This is a genomic window from uncultured Streptomyces sp. (assembly GCF_947488945.1).
In the GTDB taxonomy this organism is placed as follows: Bacteria; Actinomycetota; Actinomycetes; order Streptomycetales; family Streptomycetaceae; genus Streptomyces.
The window spans coordinates 1-25,041 of sequence record NZ_CANLBS010000011.1; the positions used below are offsets into that span (position 1 = coordinate 1).

The 25,041-nt window shown below is 70.6% G+C and carries 16 protein-coding genes and 1 pseudogene; 9 read left to right on the plus strand and 8 right to left on the minus strand.

The window, feature by feature from the left end; genetic code table 11:
• Positions 1-1,280: cellulase family glycosylhydrolase (locus Q0994_RS18705; RefSeq protein ID WP_299536247.1), on the minus strand; the 1,280-nt coding region annotated here is incomplete at its 3' end.
• A gap of 682 nt (positions 1,281-1,962) precedes the next feature.
• Here Q0994_RS18705 and Q0994_RS18710 point away from each other — a divergent pair.
• Positions 1,963-2,922 carry an ROK family protein gene (locus tag Q0994_RS18710; RefSeq protein WP_299536249.1) on the plus strand — a complete coding sequence of 320 codons (960 nt, stop codon included), beginning with the start codon at positions 1,963-1,965 and terminating at the stop codon, positions 2,920-2,922.
• A 98-nt stretch (positions 2,923-3,020) separates the two neighbouring features.
• Positions 3,021-3,539 (plus strand): annotated as a pseudogene (gene manA / locus Q0994_RS18715) (mannose-6-phosphate isomerase, class I); the annotation flags it as partial.
• A gap of 978 nt (positions 3,540-4,517) precedes the next feature.
• On the opposite strand, the gene Q0994_RS18720 reads toward manA, so the two are convergent.
• The 3 genes from Q0994_RS18720 to Q0994_RS18730 form a co-directional block, all read right to left on the minus strand.
• The gene (locus Q0994_RS18720) at positions 4,518-5,396 is read right to left on the minus strand and encodes a carbohydrate ABC transporter permease (RefSeq protein WP_299536251.1); all 879 of its coding nucleotides are present in this window, start codon (positions 5,394-5,396) and stop codon (positions 4,518-4,520) included.
• A complete protein-coding gene (locus tag Q0994_RS18725; RefSeq protein ID WP_299536253.1) occupies positions 5,393-6,364 on the minus strand; it encodes a carbohydrate ABC transporter permease in 972 nt (323 codons plus the stop codon). Before Q0994_RS18725 ends, Q0994_RS18720 begins: the two co-directional genes overlap by 4 nt.
• A 90-nt stretch (positions 6,365-6,454) precedes the next feature.
• On the minus strand, positions 6,455-7,774 hold the full coding sequence (locus tag Q0994_RS18730; protein ID WP_299536255.1) for an ABC transporter substrate-binding protein: 1,320 nt from the start codon (positions 7,772-7,774) through the stop codon (positions 6,455-6,457).
• A 267-nt stretch (positions 7,775-8,041) separates the two neighbouring features.
• Between Q0994_RS18730 and Q0994_RS18735 the strand changes: the two genes are divergently transcribed.
• Together Q0994_RS18735 and Q0994_RS18740 are read left to right on the plus strand one after the other, a co-directional pair.
• Entirely contained in the window at positions 8,042-10,441 is a 2,400-nt protein-coding gene (locus Q0994_RS18735) for a glycoside hydrolase family 2 protein (RefSeq protein WP_299536257.1), read from the plus strand.
• A complete protein-coding gene (locus Q0994_RS18740) occupies positions 10,438-11,463 on the plus strand; it encodes a LacI family DNA-binding transcriptional regulator (protein ID WP_299536259.1) in 1,026 nt (341 codons plus the stop codon). The genes Q0994_RS18735 and Q0994_RS18740 overlap by 4 nt, the downstream gene beginning before the upstream one ends.
• Positions 11,464-11,778: 315 nt before the next feature.
• Here Q0994_RS18740 and Q0994_RS18745 read toward each other — a convergent pair whose 3' ends face one another.
• Complete coding sequence (locus tag Q0994_RS18745; protein ID WP_299536760.1) at positions 11,779-12,678, minus strand: hypothetical protein; 900 nt, start codon at positions 12,676-12,678, stop codon at positions 11,779-11,781.
• A 64-nt stretch (positions 12,679-12,742) separates the two neighbouring features.
• Positions 12,743-14,578: a beta-galactosidase family protein gene (locus Q0994_RS18750; RefSeq protein ID WP_299536261.1), complete on the minus strand. Its 1,836-nt coding sequence runs from the start codon at positions 14,576-14,578 to the stop codon at positions 12,743-12,745.
• Positions 14,579-14,752: 174 nt separating this feature from the next.
• On the opposite strand from Q0994_RS18750, the gene Q0994_RS18755 reads away from it, so the two are divergent.
• From Q0994_RS18755 to pepN, 3 genes are all read left to right on the plus strand, one after another.
• Entirely contained in the window at positions 14,753-15,655 is a 903-nt protein-coding gene (locus Q0994_RS18755) for an AraC family transcriptional regulator (protein WP_299536263.1), read from the plus strand.
• Between the two features lie 67 nt (positions 15,656-15,722).
• The gene (locus tag Q0994_RS18760) at positions 15,723-16,040 is read left to right on the plus strand and encodes a chorismate mutase (RefSeq protein ID WP_299536264.1); all 318 of its coding nucleotides are present in this window, start codon (positions 15,723-15,725) and stop codon (positions 16,038-16,040) included.
• A 162-nt stretch (positions 16,041-16,202) separates the two neighbouring features.
• On the plus strand, positions 16,203-18,707 hold the full coding sequence (gene pepN / locus Q0994_RS18765) for an aminopeptidase N (RefSeq protein ID WP_299536266.1): 2,505 nt from the start codon (positions 16,203-16,205) through the stop codon (positions 18,705-18,707).
• A 174-nt stretch (positions 18,708-18,881) separates the two neighbouring features.
• Here the strand turns inward: pepN and Q0994_RS18770 are convergent, their stop codons facing one another.
• Positions 18,882-19,622 carry a GNAT family N-acetyltransferase gene (locus tag Q0994_RS18770; protein WP_299536762.1) on the minus strand — a complete coding sequence of 247 codons (741 nt, stop codon included), beginning with the start codon at positions 19,620-19,622 and terminating at the stop codon, positions 18,882-18,884.
• Positions 19,623-19,988: 366 nt separating this feature from the next.
• Between Q0994_RS18770 and Q0994_RS18775 the strand changes: the two genes are divergently transcribed.
• Positions 19,989-21,398, plus strand: coding sequence for an aminotransferase class V-fold PLP-dependent enzyme (locus tag Q0994_RS18775; RefSeq protein WP_299536268.1), 1,410 nt, complete (start codon positions 19,989-19,991; stop codon positions 21,396-21,398).
• Positions 21,395-22,846, plus strand: coding sequence for a lysine N(6)-hydroxylase/L-ornithine N(5)-oxygenase family protein (locus tag Q0994_RS18780; RefSeq protein WP_299536270.1), 1,452 nt, complete (start codon positions 21,395-21,397; stop codon positions 22,844-22,846). The genes Q0994_RS18775 and Q0994_RS18780 overlap by 4 nt, the downstream gene beginning before the upstream one ends.
• A gap of 150 nt (positions 22,847-22,996) precedes the next feature.
• Here Q0994_RS18780 and Q0994_RS18785 read toward each other — a convergent pair whose 3' ends face one another.
• Complete coding sequence (locus Q0994_RS18785; protein ID WP_299536273.1) at positions 22,997-24,817, minus strand: bifunctional UDP-sugar hydrolase/5'-nucleotidase; 1,821 nt, start codon at positions 24,815-24,817, stop codon at positions 22,997-22,999.
• Positions 24,818-25,041: the final 224 nt, after the last annotated feature.

Sequence of the window (25,041 nt, forward strand, 5' to 3'; positions counted from 1 at the left end):
GTGTCCGCCGAACTGCCGCGGACCACGCAGGAGCGGTTGTTCTCCCAGCCCCAGCCGTCACCGTCGGGGTCCGAGGCGCCGGAGACGCAGTACGGGTAGCCGTTCGGGGCGGTGCCGCTGCCGCCGTTGCCGGTGTCCGCCGAACTGCCGCGGACCACGCAGGAGCGGTTGTTCTCCCAGCCCCAGCCGTCACCGTCGGGGTCCGAGGCACCGGAGACGCAGTACGGGTAGCCGTTCGGGGCGGTGCCGCTGCCGCCGTTGCCCGGGATGCCACCGTAGACGGTCGCGCGCGCGGACGTGGTCGAGATGCCGTTGGCCCCGGAGAGGAAGCGCTTGCCCCAGTTGGTGGGCGCGTCCGCGTCGAAGCCGTTGACCATGTCCAGGTATTCGACTCCGCTGCCGTTCCCACTCCAGGACCAGCCGATGTATCCCACCTTCAGGGACTGCGCCGTCGCCATGATGGCGTCCTCGTCCGGATTGCCGTCGCTGTGCGCGTCACCGAACTCACCCACCACGATCGGCAGTTTGTTGTTCACGAAGTGACCGAGGTAGTCCCGTACTTCGGCGGCGGTGTCGTACACCCCGTACATGTGGATCGAGAAGACCGTGTTGCGGTCGGGGTCGGAGGCGAAGACGGAGGCGGCGTTGCTCCGCATGGTGTTGGACCAGTCCTGGCCCCAGTTGGGTGCGTCGACCATCAGCGCGTGGTGGAGGCCGGCGCCGCGGAGCTTGCCGATCGCGCTCTTGGTGGCTGCGGTCCAGGCGCTGTAGCCCGTGTTGCCGAAGGGCTCGTTGCCGATGTTGATGACGACGTAGTTCTCCTGCCCCTCCAGGGCGCCCTTGACGGCGATCCAGTAGTTGGCGGCCTGGTCCAACGACGCGGCGGCGCCGTCCTCTCCGTAGCCGGTCGTGTCGTGCACCTCCAGCACGCAGATCAGCTTGTTCGCCTTGCACCGGCCGACCAGGGAGGAGACCTCGGACGCGCTGGTCCGGGTCCAGCGGTCACCGCTGCTGAGGACGATGCGGACCGTGTTGGCTCCGGTGGCCGCGATGTCGGCGAGCGAGCCGGTCTCGGCGGGGTACCAGGCGTGTGCGTGGTTGACGCCACGCATCACGAACTCGGTCCCGTTCGCCTCGTACAGGCGGCCGTCGGTGACGCGCAGTCCCGTCGCGGCTTCCGCGGTGGTGGTCGTGCCGAAGACGGCGAGCACGGCACCGACCAGGCCGGCTACGGCCAGGGCGAGGACCGTACACAGAACGCTTCTCTGGGGTGGTTGCATGACTCTCCTCAAACGGGGGGCCGGACGGCCCCGGCGGGTCCGGGAAGATCACCTGCGGCCCGGGCGGCTTCTCCTACGACTCGACCGAAGGCTGTGCACGCCCTCCCGTCCCCCGGAGGTACGGGGGACGGGAGGGCGCCCATTCGGCAGACAACGTTGTCGTCGCCCTGGGTGAGGGTGGTGAACGAGAGGTGCGAGCGACATCGGCCCGGAGGCGGTGCGGCGGTACCGCACAGCATCCACGGACATGAGTGACCCCGGCCCGACCTCAGTCGCGGAGGGGCCCGGATCAGCAAGGGGCCGGATGCCGCCCCCACATGAGGCACCGGATGTTCCAGTCATGTCAAGAGAGGTGTCAATCGGTGTTTCGGCCCCTGTTCAAGCGCATGTGTGGTGCGCGTGCCGATCCTTCGGGTTCACGTACGCGGGACACGCGTCGGAATTCCTCCGACTTCCCCCGCCGCGACCAGCGATTTCCTGAAGACGGCGGCACGGTGAGAGCCGGCGTCACGGCTCCGCCCCGGTTCGACGGGAGAAAGATGTCCATTGCTGCGGGTCGCCGCGCCCACAGGATTTTGCGAAACACTTACTCGACTAAACCAGTTTACTAGACAACGTTGTCAGGATCGGGCACAGTGACGATCCCGAGAGATCGGGCACTCCAACCGGGAAGGGCGGGAACGTGACGGTGTACGGAGCACTCGACATCGGCGGCACCAAGATCGCAGGGGCGCTCCTCGACCGGGACGGCCGCCTCCTCGCGCGGACGCAGCACGCGACCCCGGCCACGAGACCTGCCGCCGATCTTGCTGCCGTCGTCACGGCGGTGCTGGACGAACTGGCGACCCACCCGGACTGGGACGGGCTGTCCTGCATGGGCATCGCCAGCGCGGGGCCGGTCGACACCGTCGCGGGCACGGTCAGTCCTGTCAACATCCCCGGTTGGCGCGGGTTTCCGCTCGTCGATCTCGTGCGCACACATCCCCGGCTCCCCCGGGGAATCCATCCCGTCCTGGTCGGGGACGCCGTCGCGATGACAGCGGCGGAGCACTGGCTCGGTGCGGCCCGCGGGTGCGACAACGCCCTGTGCATGGTGGTGTCGACCGGCGTCGGGGGCGGGCTGATCCTCGATGGGAAGGTGCACACGGGCCGCACCGGCAACGCGGGACACATCGGCCACATGACCGTCGATCACGAGGGACCGCGCTGCGCCTGCGGGGCCCCGGGGTGCGTGGAGAGTCTGGCGAGCGGAACGGCGATCGCCGCCCATGCCCGTGCCCTGGGGTGGACGGCCGAGCCGGGCATGCCGCCGACCGCCGCCGCCGTCGCCGCGGCGGCCCGCGAGGGCGACGAGCGCGCCCTCGCCGCCTATCGGAGATCGGCACGGGCGCTGGCGGCGGCGATCGCGGCGACCGCGGCACTCGTGGAGCTGGAGCGGGTGGTCATCGGGGGAGGCGTGGCCCAGGCGGGAGAGATCCTGTTCTCTCCGCTGCAGCGGTACCTGAGCGACTACGCCGTCCTCGACTTCACTCGCGACATCTCCGTGGTCCCCGCCGGCCTGGCGCTGGACGCCGGGCTCATCGGTGCGGCGGCCACGGCCTCCGCCGGCACCCTGGCTCCGGCGGGGATGCCGCACGTCTGACAGCGCCGCGGGCCGGCGGCGACCCGGGAAAGGAGCACGTGTGGATCGACTCGTGAACACCGTCCGTCCGTCCCTACCCCTGGGGCTCCACCACCGCGCTGCCCCACCTGATGGGAGCCGCTTCCGACGGCACGCCACAGGCTGAGCTGTGGATGGGGGCGCATCCCGCGGCCCCCTCACGGCTGCACCGTGCTTCCGGTCCTGAACCGCTCGACGCAGTGATCCGCGCACGGCCGTCCGCCGAACTCGGTGAGGCGACACCGCGCAGGTTCGGGCCTCGCCTCCCCTTCCTCCTGAAGCTGCTGGCCGTCGGGGCGCCGCTCTCCCTCCAGGTGCACCCGGACCTGGCTCAGGCCGCCGTCGGGCACAGGATCGAGAACGCCCGGGGCGTCCCGCTCGACGCTCCGCACCGCAACTACCGGGACGGCAACCACGAACCGGAGATGGTCGTGGCGCTCAGCGCCTTCGAGGGCCTCTGTGGCTTCAGGCCGCCCCCGTCCTGCGCCGACCTGCTCGAAACGCTCGGCCTCCCCGAACTCGCCCCGCACGCGCGAGCTTTGCGCGAGGAGCCCGAAGAGGCCGCCCTCGAAGCCGTGTTCCCGGCCTTTCTCGCCGCCCCGGCGTCACTGGCGGAGGCGGTGGCGACGCAGCGCACGCGGCTCCCTGGATCTGGGGCCGAGGGCCTCCGCCTGTGCCCCGGGGGAGCGCCTGACCGTCCGGGGCGAGGGCGAAGCCTTCCGGGCGACCGTCGACGCTGGTACGCGTGGAGCGAAGAAGGAATCGCCCTCCGTGCACGCATACGGTCCGCGGGTGAGCTGAACCGGTTTGGCTCCAACGGGTTTCCGCGAGGTGCTGACGAGCACGGGAATGCACGTCGCCATTCGGCTGCTCTCTCGGCGGATTTTCGGGAGACGGTCGACTCCGTGATCAGACCCGGGTCGGACCGGAGCCGGAAGAGGCACCGGGTCGTTCCCCGACCCCGATTTCGTCGGATGCACCCGGCCTTGCTGGTGCAGGACCGCGCGCCTTTACTCCGTAGAAGGACCGGGACGGATACGCGTACGCATTCCGCCCGCTCGATCGTGAGCCATGCGTCCGTCGCGCCGTGTCAGCACCGTCGTGGGTCTGCACCGGGGGGCGCCGGCAAAGGGGCAGGTGCCGGTCCGGGTGGCCGCCACGCGGGAGAAGGGCGAAGAGCGAAGGGTTCGTAGCGGGCAGGACCTGGCTCCGGGACCGCGGCAGGGCCGTTGTCGGTGGTCGTGTGCGACGCGTCGGCACAGTTCTGTGAAGGCCGTGCCGTGGGGGAGCGGGCATGCGTCCTGTGGCCGGGGTCCGCGGCCGGCACGGCCAACGGCACGCGCGCAGAAGCACGTCGGCGCCGCCTCGTGAAGGGCACTGCCCCTGACGGCACATCGGGTGCGCCGTCTTCGGCACACGGACGCCCGTGTGCCGAAGGACCGGGTTGGCGCTGAGGTGTCACCTCGCCACGCGTCGGGTCTCTCCCGTTCGAAGGGCTCGATCCTTCCCCGTCGTCCGCGCCCGGAGCAGGTCCCCGCCGCCGACGCGAAGCGGGCCTCGGAGGGGCAGTGCCCGTACTACTTCGTCGCACCCTGGGCGAAGCCGTTGTAGATGTAACGCTGGAGGAAGAGGAACGCGATCAAGGTGGGAACGATGACGAGGACGGCTCCCGCCGAGATGTTCTCCCAGTGGGCCCCGAAAGGGCCTTTGAAGCGGAACAACGCCGTGGAGATCGTGCCGAGCTCCTGGGAGGGCATGTAAAGGAAAGGGATGTAGAAGTCGTTGTAGACGGTGATCCCCTTGATGATCACCACGGTCGCGATCGCCGGCTTGAGCAGCGGGAAGATGACCTTGCGGTAGACGGTGAACGAGTTCGCACCGTCCAACCGCGCGGCTTCGTCGAGGGAGACCGGGATGCCGCGGATGAACTGCAGGAAGATGTAGATCGAGACGATGTCGGTGCCCATGTAGAGCAGGATCGGGGCCCACCGCGTATCGAACAGTCCGAAACTGTTGATGACCTGGAAGGTCGCGACCTGCGTGGTCACGCCGGGAACGAGGGTGGCGACGAGGAAGAGGGCCATGACGAGCTTCTTGGCCCGGAAGCGGAAGCGGTCGATCGCGTAGGCCGTCATCGAGCCGATGATCACGGTACCGGTGATCGAGAACAGCAGGATGAAGGCCGTGTTGCCGAACGCCGTCAGCATGTGCCCGTCGGAGAACGCGGTCGCATAGTTGTCGAAGTTGAGCCAGTTGCCGGGAAGCGACAGGGCGTTGCTCCCGCTCGCCTCCGCGGACGTCTTCAGGGACGTGAGGAGGACGACGGCGAGCGGGAGGAGCACCACCAGCGACGCGACGACGAGGGACAGGTAGACGAGTGTCTGCCCGAGACGGCTGCGCAGCCCGGCGGAGCGGGGGCTGCGTGCGGGGGCGGTGGTCTGCTGGGCCGTGGTCATACGAGGTCCACCTTTTCGTCGGGCACGAGCCGGCGCTGGATCCAGGTGATCAACAGAATGATCAGCAGCAGCACGACGGCGGCCGCGGAGGCCAGCCCGGTCTTGTTGAACTGGAACGCGAGCTTGACCGTCTGGATGACGAACGTCGACGTACCGGTCGCGCCACCGGTCATGATGTAGGGGATCTCGAAGACGGCGAGTGAGCCGGAGATCGCCAGGATGACACTCAGGCTGAGAATGGGTTTGATGCTCGGGGCGATGATGCTGCGGAACTGCTGCCAGCGGGTCGCGCCGTCGAGTTGGGCGGCTTCGTAGAGTTCGCCGGGGATCGACTGGATGGCGCCGAGGAACAGGACGAAGTTCAGGCCGGTGAAGCGCCAGACGGAGACGCCGGCGAGCGACGTGTTCGCCGAGGTGGGGTCGCCCAGCCACGCGTGGTCGGTTCCCGCTCCGAACCAGGAGAGGACCGAGTCCAGGGTGCCGCCGTCCTGGAAGAAGTACAGGAAGACGAATCCGATCGCCACACCGTTGATGAGGTAGGGGAAGAAGAGCAGGCCCTTGAACAGGTTGCGGAACCGCAGATCGAAGCTGAGCACCGTGGCGAAGTACAGGGCGACGGCTATCTGCACCCCTGAGGCCGCCAGGTAGTAGAGGCTGACGAAGAAGACGCGGAACAGTTCGGGGCGGGTGAGGATCTGGACGTAGTTGTCCGCCCCGGTGAAGTTGCGGTCGGGGCTGATGCCGTCCCAGTCGGTGAAGCTGTAATAGATCATGTTCGCCACGGGGACGTAGGTGAACGTGATCAGGAGCGCCAGCGGCGCCAGCAGGAAGAGCCAAGGTGTTGCTCGGCGCAGTAGTCGTGCCGGCGGCCGGTGGAGCGCTGCGGTGCGACTGCCTGCGGTGGTCCCGTGCAGCGAAGGTGCGGCAAGGTGCGCCTTCGCGCCCGGCACTTCGGTCGTTTTCGTCATATCGGGCCTTTCTTCGTCCGCGTCTCGTTCCTTGCGCGCGGGCGGGCAGGGCCCCGGCCGGTCGTGCGGCCGGGGCCCCTACCCGCCGGTTCAGGACCCGACGGTCTTCGCTGCCTCGTCCCACCGCTTGTCGAGGCCGGAGAAGTACTCCTCGAGGCTGCCCTTCTGGGCCCCGCGAGCGATGTCGATCAACTTCTGCCGGTAGTCGGGCTTGTTGAGCCCGATCTCGGCCGCATTGTCGATGTCGTTGACCTTGCCCGTGCCGGTCTCCGAGCGCTCCACGAAGGTGACATCGTTGTCAACGAAATCCTTGAGGGTACCCGGCATCGGCGACGACTTGAGGGTAGGGACCGCGCCCTCCTTGGCCGAATAGCCCGACTTCTCGGTGAACCAGTCGATCCAGGCGCGGGCCGCCTCTTTGTGTGCGGAGTGGGCGTTCACCGCCTGCTGGTAGTCGGAGACGAGGGTGGCGCAGTAGCCCTCGCCCTTGAGGACCGGGAGAGGCATGTAGCCGATGTCGTCGGGGTTCTCGCCCGCTTTCTCGGCCGCGTCCTGCATCTGCGTGATGGACCAGGAGCCCACCATCATGGTGCCGATCTCGCCCTTGGCGAGCATGGCCTTGGACGCTTCCCAGTTGGTGGTGTTGGGGTCCTTCTCCGAGAACCCTCCCTTCACGATGTCGTGCAGCAGGGTGTCGATCACTCGGAGTTCACCGCCTTGCTTCCACGGGGAGACGGGGCCCGCGAGCTTGTTGGTGGCGTCCTCGTCGCAGCTGACCGAGCCGATGTTGGTCGTCCACTGGACCAACGGCCACCCGTCCTTGAAGTTGGTGTAGTAGGGGGTCGCCCCCGTCTTGGCCTTGATCGCTCCCAGTCCCGCCAGGAACTCCTCCGCCGTGGTGGGCCAGGTGGTGACACCGGCCTTCTTCCACAGGGCCTTGTTGTAGACGAAGCCGTTGGCGGTGCCGAACTGCGCGATTCCGTAGACCTTGTTGCCGACGGAGGACTTGTCGCTGAAGCGGTACTTGTCCGCCATCTTGACGGCGCCGCCCAGCGGGGCGAAGAACTTGGGGTAGTCGTTCTTGGAGACGGAGGCCGGGATCATGAGGACGTCCCCGTAGTCCTCGGTGTTCATCCGGATCTTGACCTCGCCCTCGTAGTCGGTCAGGCCCTCGAACTTCACCTTGACCTTCGGGTAGATCTTGTTGAACTCCGCGGCGTACGCGTCCATCGCCCCGCTCTGGACGAGGTCCGTCCGCTGGGTGAGGACCGTGATGCTGCCGGTCGCCTTCCCCGGATCGGAGGGCGCCGTCGCCGTCTCGGTCGACGGCGCCCCGGCGCCGCTGCAACCGGTCACGGCGAGTGTCGCGACGACCAGAAGTGCGCCCGTACGTGTCTTCGTGTTCCCCATGTGCCCAACTCCTCGGATGGCGGCTCGGGTCTGCGGTGGGATGTTGGCACTATGACAGGGCGCGTGTGAACCGGTAAAGCTCTCATTTCCGTGGCGATGCCCAATCGTTACCTCACGTTGCGATCGCGTGCATTCTGCGCCCGTTGACCGCGCCTCGTGTGGCGAATCCGTGACTCAACCGGTTTATGGACAGTGATCACCGAGCGGGTTAAGTTGAGTGCCGTCATCCAACTGAGAGCACGCGAACTCGGGCGATTGGAGCCGCACATGAAGGACGTCACCCCGCTCACCGACGGCTGGAGCCTGCGCCACGGCCAACGGCTGCTGCCGGCGAAGGTCCCCGGCTGTGTCCACACCGACCTGCTGGCCGCCGGACTCATCCCGGACCCGTTCCTCGACCGCAACGAGACCGAAGTCGCCTGGGTGGGCCGACGCGCGTGGTCCTACGTGACCGCCCTGTCGCACGACAGCGGTCACGAGCGCACCGATCTCGTCTTCGAGGGTCTGGACACCGCGGCCCAGATCACTCTCGACGGCCGCGAAGTCGGCAGTACCCGCAACATGCACCGCGTCCACCGGTTCGACGTCACCGGAGCGGCCGGAGAGCTGGAAGTGCGGTTCACTTCCGCCTACGACGAGGCCGAAGCGGTCCGGGCGGTGACCGGTGACCGGCCCAACGTCTACCCCGAGCCGTTCCAGTACATCCGCAAAATGGCCTCCAGCTTCGGGTGGGACTGGGGGCCCACGCTCGTCACCGCGGGCATCTGGCGGCCCGTACGGCTGGAGCACTGGTCGACGGCACGGATCTCCTCCGTCCGCCCGCAGGTCACCGTCGACGAAGGCGCGGGCAGCGTGGAGGTCCGGCTCCGGGTGGAACGCACGGAGCGGGGGGCGGGCAGGAGCCTCTCGGCGAGTGCCACGGTCGCCGGGGAGCACGCGGAGGCCCACTTCGACGGCGACGAGGTCGTACTGCGGCTGACCGTGGACGAACCACGGCTCTGGTGGCCGCGCGGATACGGGGACCAACCGCTGTACGACCTCGACGTCACTCTCTCCGACGGAGACGGACAGCTGGACGTCTGGCGCCGTCGCATCGGTTTCCGCACCGTCGAACTCGACCGCACGGCCGACGAACGGGGCTCGGGCTTCACCCTCGTCGTCAACGGCGAGCGCATATTCGCCCGGGGGGTCAACTGGATCCCCGACGACGTGTTCCCCTCGCGCGTCACCCCCGAGCGCTATCGCACCCGACTGAGCCAGGCGGCCGACGCCAACGTCGACCTCGTACGCATCTGGGGAGGTGGCATCTACGAAGACGATGCCTTCTACGACGTCTGCGACGAACTCGGGCTGATGGTCTGGCAGGACTTCCTCTTCGCGTGCGCCTCCTACCCCGAGGAGCAGCCGCTCCGGGGAGAGGTCGAGGCGGAAGCCCGCGACAACGTTGTCCGCCTGATGCCGCACCCCAGCCTGGTCCTGTGGAACGGCAACAACGAGAACCTCTGGGGTTTCCGCGACTGGGACTGGGAGCCCGAACTCGCGGGCGACTCCTGGGGCGAGGGCTATTACCTCGGCCTGCTGCCCCGCCTGGTCGCCGAACTCGACCCCACCCGCCCCTACACCGCGGGCAGCCCGTGGTCCGGGTCGTGGGACCACCACCCGAACGACCCGGACCACGGCACCCACCATTCGTGGGAGGTGTGGAACCGGCAGGACTACGCCGAGTACCGCGCGAACGTGCCCCGGTTCGTCGCCGAGTTCGGATGGCAGGCGCCGCCCGCCATGGCTACGCTCCGCCGCGCGCTCACCGACGAGGAACTCGCCCCGGATTCCCCCGGAATGCTGCACCACCAGAAGGCCGAGGACGGCAACGGCAAGCTCGACCGCGGAGTCGCTCGCCACTTCGCCCTGCCGACCGGCGACTTCGACCGCTGGCACTACCTGACCCAGGTCGTCCAGGCCCGAGCCGTGGCCGCGGGCATCGAACACTGGCGCTCCCACTGGCCCACCTGTGCCGGCACCGTGGTCTGGCAGCTCAACGACTGCTGGCCGGTGAGCTCCTGGGCCGCGATCGACGGGGACGGCCGCCCCAAGCCGCTCCACCACGAATTGCGCCGCGTGTACGCCGACCGGCTCCTGACCCTCCAGCCCGCGGAGGAAGGACTGGTCCTCGCGCTCATCAACCAGTCCGCGACCGAGTGGCGCACCACGGTGTCCCTGCGCCGCATGGAAGCGGACGGCACCACCCTCGGCCGCAGCTCGCAGGACGTGGTCGTCGCCCCGCGTTCCGTCCTGCGGCTCCCGGCCCCGACCGGACTCGTACCCGAACAGCACACCACCAAGGAGTTCGTCACCGCCGACGCGGACGGTCTGCGTGCCCTGCACTTCCCGGTACCGGACAAGCAGTTCTCCTACGTGCGGCCCGACTACGACGTTTCCCTGGAACCGGTCGCGGGCGACGACGGTAAGGTCGACGTCGTGGTGAACGCGCGTACCCTCGTCAGGGACCTCCTCCTCCAGGCCGACCGGCTCGGCCCCACCGCACGCGCCGACCGGGGACTGGTCACCCTGCTGGCCGGAGAACAGGCCCGGATCCGTGTCGACGGTTGTGGCAGCGTGAGCACGGACGACGTTCGGGCCGCCCTGTTCTGCGTGGACACCCCGTGAGTGCCCGCATCACCATCAAGGACGTCGCGGCCCGGGCCGGCGTCTCCAAGGGTGCGGTCTCGTTGGCGTTCAACCGCAAACCGGGCGTCTCCGACGCGACGCGCGAGCGGATCTTCGAAGCCGCCAGAGACCTCGGCTGGGCACCGAACCAGACGGCCCGCAGCCTCTCGAGCCAGCGCGTCGACATCATCGGCCTGGCCCTGTGCCGTCCCGCCCGGCTGCTGGGGCTCGAACCGTTCTACATGGACTTCATCTCCGGAATCGAGAGCGTCCTGGCCGAACGGTCGTGCTCGCTGCTCCTCAGGCTGGTGCGCGACGTCGACGAGGAGATCGACTTGTACAGGACCTGGTGGCGCAGTCAGACGATCGCCGGTGCCGTTCTGGTCGACTTCGAGGAGAACGATCCGCGGGTTCCGGCGCTCCAGGCCGTCGGCCTCCCGGCGGTGGCCGTCGGGCACCCCTCGCTGACCGGTTCCTTTCCCGCAGTATGGACGGACGACGCCACCGCGACAGCCGAGGCCGTCCGCTACCTGGCCGCCCTGGGGCACCGGCGCCTGGCACGGGTGGGCGGGCCGGCCAGGTTCGGGCACAGCGCCATCCGAGCCGCGGCCTTCACCTCGACCATGCGCGAGTTGGGGCTGGAGGAAGGACGGCAGATCGCGACCGGTTTCGACGGAAGAGAAGGCGCGCGCGCGACGCGGTCCCTCCTCCTCGCGGCGAACCGACCGACCGCCATCATCTACGACAACGACATCATGGCGGTCGCGGGCGCCGGCGTCGCGGCGGAGATGGGCGTCGTCGTCCCGGACGACGTCTCCCTGCTCGCGTGGGACGACTCCCAACTGTGCAGGATCACCCACCCCACCCTGTCGGCGATGAGCCACGACGTACATCACTTCGGTGCGGAAGTGTCCCGAACCCTCTTCTCCTTGATCGAGGGCGGCACACAGGTCGAAGCGCTCCAGGTCCCCACCCCCACCCTCACACCGAGAGGATCCACCGCACCAGCACCCCGCCCGTGAGCGGCACCGTGCGGCGGAACACCCACGACCCGGCCGCCGCCGGGACCGGAGCACGGCCCTCCGCTCCGGCAGCCGTCTTCCACAGCCTGCGCGAAAGGCGCGGCGCAGGCGGGGCCGCAGGAATGCCGCCTCCCGCGGGGCGGCGTCCTACCGGTCCCCGCTCTGCCGCGCGGTCACAGGGTGCAGCGGGCTTCCGGACCGGCGCGCAGCCGTCTCCGGCCACGCTCTCCCGGGGCCTTCGCGCGCCGGCCGGCCGCATCCCCAGCACTGCCGCCACACCCCCCGGTGCCGCCTCCAGTGCCGCTGCCGCACCCCTCAGGTGTCGCACTCCAGGACCGTCCCGCACAGCCCGCACCTGGCCCGCACCCGGCCGCGCACCGGCACCCGGACGCGCCGGCAGCACGTCGGACAGGGGAACGACACTCCCAACTCCCCGTCGGCCCCCGCACCGAACGCGTACGCCGCCCCCGGCGCGGGCGGCCGGGGACGGGTCCTCGCCCGGTGCCGGTCGGCGGCGTAACGCAACCGGCCCGCCCGCCCCGCCACCGTCAGCGGCGGACACCGCGCGTCCTGCTCGGCCCGCGCCCGGCCCCGCGTGTACGCCGCGTACCCCTGCGGGCTGGTGAACCACGGCGAGGGGTCCTCGCCGAACGCCTCCGCCCGCAGGGCGAGCACGTACCCGAACTCCTCCGGCGTGAGATAGCCCAGCTTCTGGCTCGACACCGCGTCCTCCCGGAAGGCGTCCAGCAGCAGCCACCCCGCCCCGAGATACGTCGCCACCGTGTCGGTGAGTATCTCGTTGTCCCTGGTACCGGGCAGTTCGAGACCGAGCCGGTGCAGCAGCACATGGGTGATCTCGTGCGCCAACGCCGCCCCGACGTCCCGCCGACGGGTACGGAAGCGGTCGTTCAGCTCGATGAAGTACTCCGGTCCGGCGGTGAGTTCGACCGACGCCGCGTGCTCCATCGCCCGGAAGCCCACCACCATCCGCGCGTCCGGCAGCCGCAGATGCCGCACCAGCGCCCGCGCCACCCGCTGCGCACCGAGATGCAGGTCGTCGGCGTCCGAGAACGCCACCCCGGCCGGCGGCAGACTGGTGGCGTAGGCGCGCACCCCGTCGCCCGACATCCGCCCGTACAGCGCGCCGATCGCCGCCCGCACGGCCCGCAGATGCACGAACCCGTGCTCCACCGGGCCACCCACGCCGTCCGGCACCGCGCCCACCCCCTCAGCCCTCCACTGTAGGCGCGCCTCCCGGCGCCGGCGGGGGAGCCGGGGCTCAGTCCGCGTCCGCCCCCGCAGCGCCCGTCCGCACCGGCAGCCCCGGACCGAACTCCACCCGCGCCCCGGCGGCCACCTCGTCCAGCTCCAGCACCAGCACCTCGTTGACACCCTCGCGCAGCACCGGCCCCGGCACGTACAGCGTCGACTGCGGACCCACCGACCAGTACCGGCCCAGCGCGAACCCGTTCACCCACACGAACCCGCGCTTCCACCCCGGCAGTTCGACGCCCGCGTGACCCCCGGCGCCCGGCGCCGCGTCCAGCCCGAACGACCCGCGGTACAGACCCCGCGTGTCCGACGCCCCGTCAGTCGCCGGGCCTGCACCGGGAACCGCGCCGAAGCGCACCGCGCCGACCGCCTCCCGGCACTCGAAGGACTCCAGCCGCAGCGCCCGCGCCCGCACCCCGTGCAGGTACTGCCGCTCGTGCATCACCCCGACCGTGACGCCCTTCGTCTCACCCACCCGCGGACCGTAGTTGACCCGCCCCAGCGACTCCACCCACAGCTCCACCTCCGCCGGACCCGCCACCGGCTCCGGCAGCACCGGACTCTCCTCCGTGCACACCCCCGCCCGCACCCCGTCCACGAACACCGTCGCGAGGTCCCGCAAACCCGACAACCCCAGGGCGTACGGCCGGCGCGGCCCCGGCACCGACACCCGGTAACGCACCAGCCCCCGCTCCACACCCAGGTCCTCGAACGTCGGCGGCACCCCCGACGGCTCCGTCTCCGCATCGCCCAGCGCCTCCAGCACCGCCCCCATCGGCGCCCACCCGGTCAGCTCCGCGCGCACCCGACCCGCGATGCCCACCGGCGCGGCCGGCACGTCCGGCAGCGGCCCTGCGGCATACGGCGCCAGCACCTCGCGGAACTGCCAGAACTTCTCCGTCGGACGCCCGTACTCGTCGACCGGCGCGTCGTAGTCGTAACTCGTCACCGTCGACAGCAACGCCCCGTCCTGCAACGGCCCCGAACGGTTCGCCCCCGACCAGCCCCCGAAGTTCGTCCCCCCGTGCGCCATGTAGACGTTGACCGAGGCCCCGCACTCCAGGACCTCCCGCAGCGCCTCGGCCGCCTGCCCCGGATCACGCACCACCGGCCGGGCCCCCCAGTGCTCGAACCACCCGCACCAGAACTCCATGCACATCAGCGGACCCTTCGGCCGGTGCCCCCGCAGCACCCCGAAACCCTCCCGGGCCCCCGAGCCGAAGTTCGCCGTCGCCAGCAGCCCCGGCACCGAACCGCCGGTCAGCATGTGATCCTCCGGACCGTCCGACGTGAACAGCGGCACACTCACCCCGCACGTTCGCAACAACCCCGCCAGCCACGCCAGATACACCTGGTCCGAGCCGTAACTGCCGTACTCGTTCTCCGCCTGCACCATGATCACCGGGCCGCCGCGGGAGATCTGCCGCTCCACCACCTGCGGCAGCAGCACCCGGAACCAGCGCTCCACCGCCGCCCCGTACTCCGTGTCCCGCGTCCGCACCCGCCGCCCGAACCGGGCCGTCACCCACCCCGGCAGCCCACCGTTCTCCCACTCCGCGCAGATGTACGGCCCCGGCCGCACGATCGCCCACAGCCCCGCCCGGCCCGCCGCGTCCAGGAACCGGCCCAGCGCCGCCACGTCCTCGAAGACACCCGGCCGGGGCTCGTGCAGATTCCACGGCACATAGGTCTCGACACAGTTCAGCCCCATCGCCCGCAGCATCGACAACCGGTGGTCCCACTGCTCCTCGTGGACCCGGAAGTAGTGCAGCGCCCCCGACAGCAGCCGAACCGGTCGGCCGTCGACCAGGAAGTCGTCGTCCCCCACGGTGAAGTCACTCATCGGCCACTCCTGCTCCGAGCCGCGTCACGGGCCGTACCCGGACGGGCACCCCGGAACGCAGCTTCACCCCTCCCCGTCGGACAATCCATGGACAAAGGTCACCGCCGGTTGGACACAACGAGGGGGCAACCGCGACGGGGAAGCGGCACCAGCCGCACCACGAGGAGGAACACCATGAGCGGGCGACCCGACAGACCCACCGGATACCGGACCTGGACGCGGTTCTTCACCCCCAGCCCCGCCCACCGGCGCCTCGGCCTCGTCTGCCTCGGAGTCGGCCTCCAGCACGGCCCCCTGCCCCCCGTCGGCCCCCGCACCCTCGACCACCACGTCGCCGTCGTCGTCCACCACGGCACCGGCTGGCTCGTCCAGCCCGACGGCCACCGCGTCCCCGTCACCGGCCCCGCCCTCATCCAGCTCACCCCCGGCGTCCCCCACCACTACGGCGCCGACCCCACCACCGGCTGGGACGAGTCCTTCGTCGACTTCACCGGACCCGCCACCGACGCCTACACCGAACTCGGCTACCTCGACCCCACCCGCCCCCTCGTCCCCCTCTCCGGCACCGCAGCCGTCCGCGAAACCGTCGCCCGCATCGTCCGCGCCGCCCACGCCGGCAACCCCCTCCTCCAAGTCGAGACGGCCGCCGCCGTCCACGAACTCCTCGTCGGCCTGCGCCGCGCCCGCGCCGGCACCGGACCCGGCGGCGACCCCCTCCTGCAAGCCCTCGAGCGCGACGCCTGCCTGCCCCTGACCGTCGCCGACCACGCCGCCCGCCACGGCCTCACCCCCGCCGAACTCCGCGCCGCCGTCCACCGCAGCGCCGGCTGCGGCCCCAAGGACTACCTCCTCGCCGTCCGCCTCGGCCGCGCCAAGGAACTCCTCGCCACCACCCGGCTGCCCGTCGCCGCCGTCGCCCGCCGCGTCGGCTACGACGACCCCGCCTACTTCTCCCGCCTCTTCGCCCGCCGCGTCGGCACCGCCCCCGTACGCTTCCGGGCCCAGCAGAGCCGCACCGTCCCCGGCGGCTGGAACGACCGCGTCCCCGGCCCCGGCCACCCCGCCACCGTCCTGTGACCACACCCCGCCCGCACGCCACGGGCCCCGCACACCCCGCCCCGCCCCTGCCCTAAGCTCGACCCCCATGAGCACGAGCGACATCGACCCCACTGTCCGCGAGGAACTCGACCGCCTCCGAGCGAGCATCGACAACATCGACGCCGCGGTCGTCCACATGCTCGCGGAACGGTTCAAGGCCACCCAGCAGGTCGGCCACCTCAAGGCCGCCCACCACCTGCCGCCCGCCGACCCCGCCCGCGAAGCCCGCCAGATCACCCGCCTGCGCGAACTCGCCACCAGCGCGCGGCTCGACCCCGCCTTCGCCGAGAAGCTCCTCAACTTCATCGTCGCCGAAGTGATCCGCCACCACGAACGGATCGCCGAAGACACCCGCGACGCCTGACCGCACACCGGGCCCGCCGCACCCCACCCCACCGCGCCCCGGACCCGCACCCACCCGCCGCCCGTGACCGTCCCACCCCGCACCGTCACGGCGGCGCACCCCCCGCGCACCCCCGCAGGAACCCGGCTGCGCGCCCCCCGGCCCGTACGGCAGCATGGAGCGATGTCCGTACTGACGCGCGACGAAGCGCAGACCCGAGCCCACACCATCGACGTACAGCGGTACACGATCGCCCTCGACCTCACCACCGGGGACGACACCTTCGACTCCCGCACCGTCGTCGAGTTCACCGCCCGCACCACCGGTGACACCTTCGTCGAGCTCAAACCGGCCACCCTGCGCTCCCTCACCCTCGACGGGCAGCCCCTCGACCCCGGCCTCCTCGACGACAACCGGTACCCCCTCACCGGCCTCGCCGAAGGCCCCCACGAACTGCGCGTCGACGCCGCCATGCGCTACTCCCGCACCGGCGAGGGCATGCACCGCTTCACCGACCCCACCGACGACGAGACGTACGTCTACACCCAGCTCTTCCTGGACGACGTCCAGCGCGTCTTCGCCGCCTTCGACCAACCCGACCTCAAAGCCGTCTTCGACCTCACCGTCACCGCCCCCGAAGGCTGGACCGTCCTCGGCAACGGCATCGCCCGGCACACCGGCGACGGACACTGGACCCTCGCCACCACCCCCCTCATCTCCACCTACCTCGTCGCCGTCGCCGCCGGCCCCTGGCACTCCGTCACCACCGAACACGCCGGCCTGCCCTTCGGCATCCACTGCCGCCGCTCCCTCGCCCCCCACCTCGACGCCGACGCCGACGAGATCCTCGACCTCACCCGCGCCTGCTACGACCGCTACCACGCCAAATTCGAAGAGCCCTACCCCTTCGACTCCTACGACCAGGCGTTCGTCCCCGAATTCAACGCCGGCGCCATGGAGAACCCCGGACTCGTCACCTTCCGCGACGAGTTCGTCTTCCGCTCCGCCGTCACCGCCACCGAACGCCAGACCCGCGGCATGGTCATCGCCCACGAAATGGCCCACATGTGGTTCGGCGACCTCGTCACCCTCACCTGGTGGGACGACATCTGGCTCAACGAGTCCTTCGCCGAATACATGGGCTACCAGACCCTCGCCGAAGCCACCCCCTTCACCGACACCTGGGTCGACTTCGGCGTCGACCGCAAGGGCTGGGGATACGACGCCGACCAGCGCCCCTCCACCCACCCCGTCGCCCCCGACCCCGACGCCGTCCCCGACACCGCCTCCGCCCTCATCAACTTCGACGGCATCTCCTACGCCAAGGGTGCCTCCGCACTGCGCCAACTCGTCGCCTGGATCGGCGAAAAGGACTTCCTCGCCGGCATCAACACCCACTTCGCCCGGCACAAGTTCGCCAACGCCACCCTCGCCGACTTCATCGACAACCTGGCCTCCGCCACCGACCGCGACGTCCACGGCTGGGCCGACCACTGGCTCCGCACCACCGGCATCGACACCCTCACCGCCCATGCCGAACCCGCCGGAAGCTCCTGGAACCTCACCGTCGGCCACCACGGCACCCGCCCCCACCGCGTCGCCGTCGGCCTCTACGACCACACCCTCGACACCCAGGCCGGACCCGACCGCCTCGTCCTGCGCAACCGCATCGAGATCGACCTCCCCCAGACCGACGGCCCCCTCACCCTCCCCGGCCGCCGCCCCGCCCTCGTCGTCCTCAACGACGACGACCTCACCTACGCCAAGGTCCGCCTCGACCCCGAATCCTGGCAGACCGTCACCCGCACCCTCTGCGGCGTACCCGACGCCCTCACCAGAGCCGTCATCTGGAACACCGCCCGCGACATGGTCCGCGACGGCGACCTGCCCCCCGCCGACTACCTCGCCCTCGCCCGCACCCACCTCCCGCACGAAAGCGACCTCGCCCTCGTCCAGGGCGTCCTCTCCTTCGCCGCCCACCAGGTCACCGACCGCTACACCACCCCCGACCGCCGCCCCGCCGCCCTCGCCACCCTCACCGACCTCTGCCGCGACCTCATCCGCCGCACCGAGGACGGAAACGACCCCGGCCGTCGCCTCGTCGCCGTACGCCACTACATCGACGCCGCCACCCAGCCCGACACCATCCAGAACTGGCTCGCCGAAGGCTCCGCCCCCGGCGGACCCGAACTCGACCCCGAACTCCGCTGGCGCATCCTCACCCGCCTCGCCGTCCTCGGCGCCACCGACGAAGCCGCCATCGACGCCGAACTCGCCCAGGACCCCAGCGCCACCGGCGAAGAAGGCGCCGCCCGCTGCCGCGCCGCCCTCCCCGACGCCACCGCCAAAGCCACGGCCTGGCACGCCCTGTTCGAAGACGACACCCTCTCCAACTACCTCTTCGCCGCCACCGCCCAAGGCTTCTGGCAGCCCGAACAGACCGCCCTCGTCGAGGACTACGTCACCCGCTACTACGCCGACGCCACCGGGCTCGCCGCCCGCCGCGGCCCCGCCATCGCCACCGCCGCCGGCCGCTACGCCTTCCCCGCCCACGCCGTCGACCCCGCCGCCCTCGACCTCGGCACCCGCGCCCTCGACGACCCCGACCTCACCCCCGCCCTGCGCCGCCGGCTCGTCGACGAACTCGACGACCTCCGCCGGACCCTCGCCGTACGCACCACCGCCTGACCCACCCCACCACCGACGCCCGGCCCCCACACCCGCACCCGCGGGGGAGAGGGCCGGGCGTCGGCATGCCCGCACCCGCTGGAGAGAGCCCGGCGGGGCCGTACCTCCCACGAGAACCGCCGCACGGGGGCGGACAGGGCACCGGCGAAGCGCCCCCGGCCACACCCCGCCACCTCACCCCCGCAATGCGAAGAAGCCGATCGCCGAGTTCGGCCGGAACCCGATCCGCGGATACACCGGCGCACCCGCCACCGTCGCATGCAGCACCGCCCGCCTCAGCCCCGTCGCCCGGCCCGCCGCACACAGCGCCATCCGCGTCACCGCCTCCCCGTAACCCCGCCGCTCCCACACCGGATCCGTCGCCACCAGCGCCACGAACACCCGCCCCGCCGACTCCACCGCACCCGCACACGTCACCGGAACCCCTTCCCGCAGCCCCAGATACGCGAACACCCCGCCCTTCCACAGCGCCGAACCCGCCAGACCGTCCCGCCCCGCCTCCAACGGCATCCCGTAGGCACGGGAGTTGAGGTCGGCATACGCTTGAAGATGATCGTCGGTCGTCACCCGCACGAACGACAGATCAGGATGCACCGGCTCCGGAACCGGCAGCAGGTCACCCGCCATACCGGTCCCCGGAAAGGCCCGCACGAGCCCCGCCCGCTCCGCCGCCGCCCCCAACGCCACCCGCGCCCCGTCGTCGAGAAGGTCCTCGAAGACCCACAGGAAGCCCGGATGCCGTTTCCCGCGCATGACGTCCGCCGCCTCACCCAGCCGCCGCGCCAGCAACCCCGCGTCCACCCCCGCCTCCGTCAGCGTGACGCAGTTCCAGAACGCGAACCGGCAGTCCGCCCAACGCACCGCCACCCCCGGCAGATCCCGCACATCCGCACCCGGATCCCGGTCCAGCACCATCTCCCGCCAGACCAGAGCCAGTTGCTCCACCGACTCCACCGATTCCACACCCACCGCCACCACACGACCTCCCACCCACCGCACCCGCCCGGAAACGCCCCCTACCTACCCGTCCCCAACCCCCCGCACCCCCACCCCACCGGCCCACCACACCCCCGCACCCCGACACGCCCGCCCCCGCCAGCCACCACAACCCCCACCCCCGCACACCAGTGCACCCCTTACCAGCCCCACCCCCACCCGCCCCGCCACACCGCCCACCAGTACCCCTTTCGAGTCCCGATCGTTGATCCCTCCGGCCGCAGCACCCCGAAAACGGACACGCTGACACGCCCACCACCACCCACCCGAAGGACCACCACACCCATGCCCCTCCCACCCCTCGCCGGCGGCACCACCGGCCCCGCCCACCTGCGGCCCCTCCTCGAAACCGTCCTCCAAGCCCTCACCGACGGCGCCACCCGACGCAACGGCCCCCTCCCCGCCGGCGGCCCCGACACCACCACCCGCCACACCCGCACCCACACCCACCCCCTACTCCCCGACCACGGCACCGGCGCCCACCACGCCCTCACCCGACTCGTCACCGCCCTCGCCGAAGGCGCCGCAGACCCCGCACACCCCCACTGCGCCGCCCACCTCCACACCCCACCCCTCGCCCTCGCCGCAGCCGCCGACCTCGCCGCCTCAGCCCTCAACCCCTCCATGGACTCCTGGGACCAAGCACCCGCCGCCGCCACCCTCGAAGCCGACCTCACCACCACCCTCGCCCGCGAGATCTACCCCCACACCCCCACCCCCGACGCCGTCATCACCACCGGCGGCACCGAAGCCAACCAACTCGCCCTCCTCCTCGCCCGCGAACGCCACGGCCCCACCCTCACCACCCTCACCGGCGCCAACGCCCACCACAGCATCCACCGCGCCGCCTGGCTCCTCGGCCTCCCCACCCCCCACACCCTCCCCACCCCCACCGGCACCCTCGACCCCCACACCCTCGAACAAGCCCTCACCCACCACCCCGGCCCCCACCTCGTCACCGCCACCGCAGGCACCACCGACACCGGCGCCATCGACCCCCTCGACACCATCGCCGACCTCTGCGCCCACCACGGCGCCACCCTCCACATCGACGCCGCCTACGGCGGCCCCGTCCTCCTCAGCCCCACCCACCACCACCTCCTCCACGGCCTCCACCGCGCCGACACCGTCACCCTCGACCTCCACAAACTCGGCTGGCAACCCGCCTCCGCCGGCCTCCTCGCCGTCCCCCACACCCACCACCTCACCCCCCTCCACCACCACGCCCCCTACCTCAACGCCGACGACGACACCGAAGCCGGCATCCCCGACCTCCTCGGCCGCTCCCTGCGCACCACCCGCCGACCCGACGCCCTCAAAATCGCCGTCACCCTCCAAGCCCTCGGCCGCGACGGCCTCGCCGACCTCATCGACCGCACCCTCACAGCCGCCCACCACCTCGCCGACCACATCCACGACACCCCCGGCCTCGACCTCTACGCCCGCCCCACCCTCAGCACCGTCCTCTTCCGCCCCACCCACGCCGACGACCACACCGTCGCCACCCTCCGCCGCACCCTCCTCGACCACGGCACCGCCGTACTCGGCCGCGCCCACGCCGCCGGACGCCTCTGGCTCAAAGCCACCCTCCTCAACCCCCACACCACCCCCACCGACCTCCACACCCTCATCGACCACGTCACCCGCCTCTCCCTCCCCACCACCCCGCTCAAGGAAGGCAACACGCCCCGATGACCGACCCCACCCCGACCCCGCCCACCCCCGACCACCCCGCCACCGAACCCGACCGCCCCCACGACCTCGTCGGCATCGGCATCGGCCCCTTCAACCTCTCCCTCGCCGCCCTCGCCCACGGCGTCCACCACACCACCGCCCACCACCAACCCCTCGCCGCCACCTTCTACGAACAGAACCCCTCCTTCCGCTGGCACCCCGGCCTCCTCATCGACGGCTCCACCCTCCAAGTCCCCTTCCTCGCCGACCTCGTCACCCTCGCCGACCCCACCAGCCCCTGGACCTTCCTCAACTACCTCCGCACCCGCGAACGCCTCTACCCCTTCTACTTCGCCGAGCGCTTCCACACCCACCGCGCCGAATACGACGCCTACTGCCGCTGGGTCAGCGAACAACTCCCCGGACTCCACTTCGGCCACCAAGTCGACGCCGTCCGCTGGAACACCACACGCGCCCTCTTCGAAGTCGACTTCACCCAACTCGCCCCCGACGGCGAAGCCGAAGCCCTCGGCCGCGCCTACACCCGCCACATCGCCCTCGGCATCGGCACCGAACCCCACGTACCCGAACCCCTCAAACCCCTCGCCGACGCCCCATCGGTCCCCGTCATCCACTCCGCCGACTACCTCCAGCACCGCGACGAACTCCTCACCGCCGAACACATCACCGTCATCGGATCCGGCCAGTCCGGCGCCGAGATCTTCCTCGACCTCCTGCGCGCCCGCCCCCACGGCAACGAAAAACTCCACTGGCTCGCCCGCACCGAAGCCTTCGCCCCCATGGAGTACTCCAAGCTCGGCCTCGAACACTTCACCCCCGACTACACCCGCTACTTCCACGCCCTCCCCGAAGCCACCCGCGACGACCTCGTCCGACGCCAATGGCAACTCCACAAAGGCATCGACACCGACACCATCACCGCCATCCACGACGAGCTCTACGCCCGCACCCTCCACGGCGGCTGGCCCGACGCCACCCTCACCCCCGGCGTCAGCGTCCGCACCGCCGGCCGCCTCGCCAACACCCGCGTCGAACTCCACCTCGACCACACCCGCCAAGGCACCCGCAGCCGCCTCACCACCGACGCCGTCGTCCTCGCCACCGGCTACCGCGAACGCCCCCTCGACACACTCCTCGAAGGCCTCGCCCCCCACATCAGCCGCGACACCGCCGGACGCCCCCGCATCGACGAACACTTCCGCCTCACCACCACCCCCGCCATCACCGGACACATCTACGTCCAGAACGCAGAACGCCACACCCACGGCGTCGGCGCCCCCGACCTCGGCCTCGCCGCCCACCGCAGCGCCACCATCCTCAACGACCTCACCGGCACCAACCCCTACCCCCTCCCACGACGCACCGCCTTCACCACCTTCGGCCTCCAGCCCCACCCCCACGTCCCCCAGCAGACCCCCGGCCCCACCCCCCTCACCCACCACACCTGAGGCCCGCCCCGGACAAAAGAAGAAAGGGCGGCCGCCCCGGCCCGAAGACCGGAGCGACCGCCCCACCCATGCCCCACACGAAACGCGCAGCGCCCCCTACGCGCAGCGCCCCCTGCGCGAAACGAACGCCTCGCGGCGGACGCCCGACGCCTAGAACACCGGCACACCCTCACGCGTCAGACGCCACCCCACCGAAGCGAACTCCGCCGGATCCACCGAACCCCTCGCCCGCACCCACTGAATGATCGTGTTCCGGATCTCGTCCGAATTCGCCCACACCTGCTCCGCACCCGGCACATGCGGGAAATTCCCCCCACCACTCGCCCGGTAGTTGTTCACCGCCAACACGAACCGCGCCGCCGGATCCACCGCCGCCCCCTCGAACGACAACCCCACGATCCGCGAACCCACCGGCTGCGCCACGTCCACGTCGTACGTCACACCCGACACCGCGTCGTAGTTGTAATCCGGCGTACCCTCCGCGTTCGTCAGCTTCGACGTGTCCACCGGCACCCCCGCCGCCGTCCGCACGTAGTACTTCGCCGAATACTCCAGATAATCCTTCAACTGCGCACCCGTGATCACCCGCGCCTCCAACGTGTTCTCGAACGGATACAGCCCCGCCGCGTCCTTGATCGTCACCTCGCCCGCCGGAATCGCCGCCGTCCGCGAGAAACACGACGCCTGCGACAACACCGGCAACCCCGAGAACTCCCCGCCCGCCAGCGCCGCCCGCACCGTCTCCGCCTGCACATGATTGATCAGATCGATGAGCGGCTCGTCCTTCCACGGCGCGTCCACCGTCGACATCGCCGCCACCGACGTACCGATCACCTGATTCACGTACGCCACCACCTTCGCGTGCTCGTCCTCCAACAACCGCACGACCTTCCGGTCCTCCACCGCCGCATTGGAGTTCAGCACCCGGGCACCCACCTTCTCGACCGCCCAACGCCCCCTCTCCCACACCACATCGAAGTCGAACAACGTCAACCGCTGCCCCCACTTCGCCGGCTCCGACAACACCACCCGCCGACCCGTCTCCGCGTTCGTCACGAAGTACTCCGGAATCTCCGCGTGCGCGTGCCCCACCAGAATCGCGTCGATCCCCGGCACCTGCTCCGCCACCAGACCCGCCGCGTTCTCCACGTACGGCAACTGGTCCCCGTACGACGACGTCCCCGACGAACCCGAATGCGCCGACACCACCACCACGTCCGCACCCATCGACCGCAGCTTCGGCACCCACTTCGCCGCCTGCTCCTCAAGCCCCGGGAACACCATCTTCCCGCTCACGTTCGCCTTGTCCCAGATCGCGATCCCCGGATTCGTCAGACCCAGCACCGCCACCCGCACATCCCGTCCGAACGGCGTCCGCAACCGCTTGATCACGTACGGCGCGAACGCCGGCCGCAACGACTTCGCGTCCAGCGCGTTCGCCCCCAGCAGCGGAAAATCACACTGCTCCTCGAACTTCCGCAACACCGGAATCCCGTAGTTGAACTCGTGGTTCCCCAACGCCGCCGCGTCATAACCGATCGCGTTCATCGCCTGCGCCATCGGATGCACCGGACCACGCCGCGCCGTGATCGGATCGACCTTCGCGTAGTAGTACGACAACTGCGTGCCCTGGATCGTGTCACCCGCGTCGATCAACAACGTGTTCCCGCGCCCGCGATCCTCCCGGATCTCGTTCACCAGCGTCGAGATCTTCGCCAGACCGATGTCGTTGTGCGCCGAGTCGTCGTACTCCTTGTCCGTGAAGTAGTCCCAGTTGAAGACGTTCCCGTGCAGGTCCGTCGTCCCCATCACGGTGAACGAGTACCGCTTCGCACGACCACCCCCGTGACCACTCCCGTGACCCCCGCGCTCCGCGGCCCCCGCCTGCCCGGCGACGACGCCGCCCGCCATCGCCACACCCGCACCCGCGGCGGCCGAACGGCCCAGAAAAGTCCTGCGGTTCAACGGCATTCTTGACTCCTCGATCAGTCGGACGACGCCCGCCCGCGGCCACGACCCCACCGGGCCCACGACCGCCCCGCGCACGTGACGCGCGTAGCTATGACGCGCGTAGATTCTGGCGCAGCCCGACCACCGACAACACCCCGCACAGGTTTCATTTCGATGACCGCACGAAGACGGCAGCCAGGGCGAACGCAGCACGCAACCACCCACGCACGTTCGGAAAACCACCC

What these genes read in the sequence shown, in the direction of transcription:
- Q0994_RS18720 (WP_299536251.1), bottom strand. Translation starts at nt 5,396, where the DNA reads ATGACCACGGCCCAGCAGACCACCGCCCCCGCACGCAGCCCCCGCTCC.
- Q0994_RS18725 (WP_299536253.1), bottom strand. Translation starts at nt 6,364, where the DNA reads ATGACGAAAACGACCGAAGTGCCGGGCGCGAAGGCGCACCTTGCCGCA.
- Q0994_RS18730 (WP_299536255.1), bottom strand. Translation starts at nt 7,774, where the DNA reads ATGGGGAACACGAAGACACGTACGGGCGCACTTCTGGTCGTCGCGACA.
- Q0994_RS18735 (WP_299536257.1), top strand. Translation starts at nt 8,042, where the DNA reads ATGAAGGACGTCACCCCGCTCACCGACGGCTGGAGCCTGCGCCACGGC.
- Q0994_RS18750 (WP_299536261.1), bottom strand. Translation starts at nt 14,578, where the DNA reads ATGAGTGACTTCACCGTGGGGGACGACGACTTCCTGGTCGACGGCCGA.
- Q0994_RS18755 (WP_299536263.1), top strand. Translation starts at nt 14,753, where the DNA reads ATGAGCGGGCGACCCGACAGACCCACCGGATACCGGACCTGGACGCGG.
- Q0994_RS18760 (WP_299536264.1), top strand. Translation starts at nt 15,723, where the DNA reads ATGAGCACGAGCGACATCGACCCCACTGTCCGCGAGGAACTCGACCGC.
- pepN (WP_299536266.1), top strand. Translation starts at nt 16,203, where the DNA reads ATGTCCGTACTGACGCGCGACGAAGCGCAGACCCGAGCCCACACCATC.
- Q0994_RS18770 (WP_299536762.1), bottom strand. Translation starts at nt 19,622, where the DNA reads ATGGTGCTGGACCGGGATCCGGGTGCGGATGTGCGGGATCTGCCGGGG.
- Q0994_RS18775 (WP_299536268.1), top strand. Translation starts at nt 19,989, where the DNA reads ATGCCCCTCCCACCCCTCGCCGGCGGCACCACCGGCCCCGCCCACCTG.
- Q0994_RS18780 (WP_299536270.1), top strand. Translation starts at nt 21,395, where the DNA reads ATGACCGACCCCACCCCGACCCCGCCCACCCCCGACCACCCCGCCACC.
- Q0994_RS18785 (WP_299536273.1), bottom strand. Translation starts at nt 24,817, where the DNA reads ATGCCGTTGAACCGCAGGACTTTTCTGGGCCGTTCGGCCGCCGCGGGT.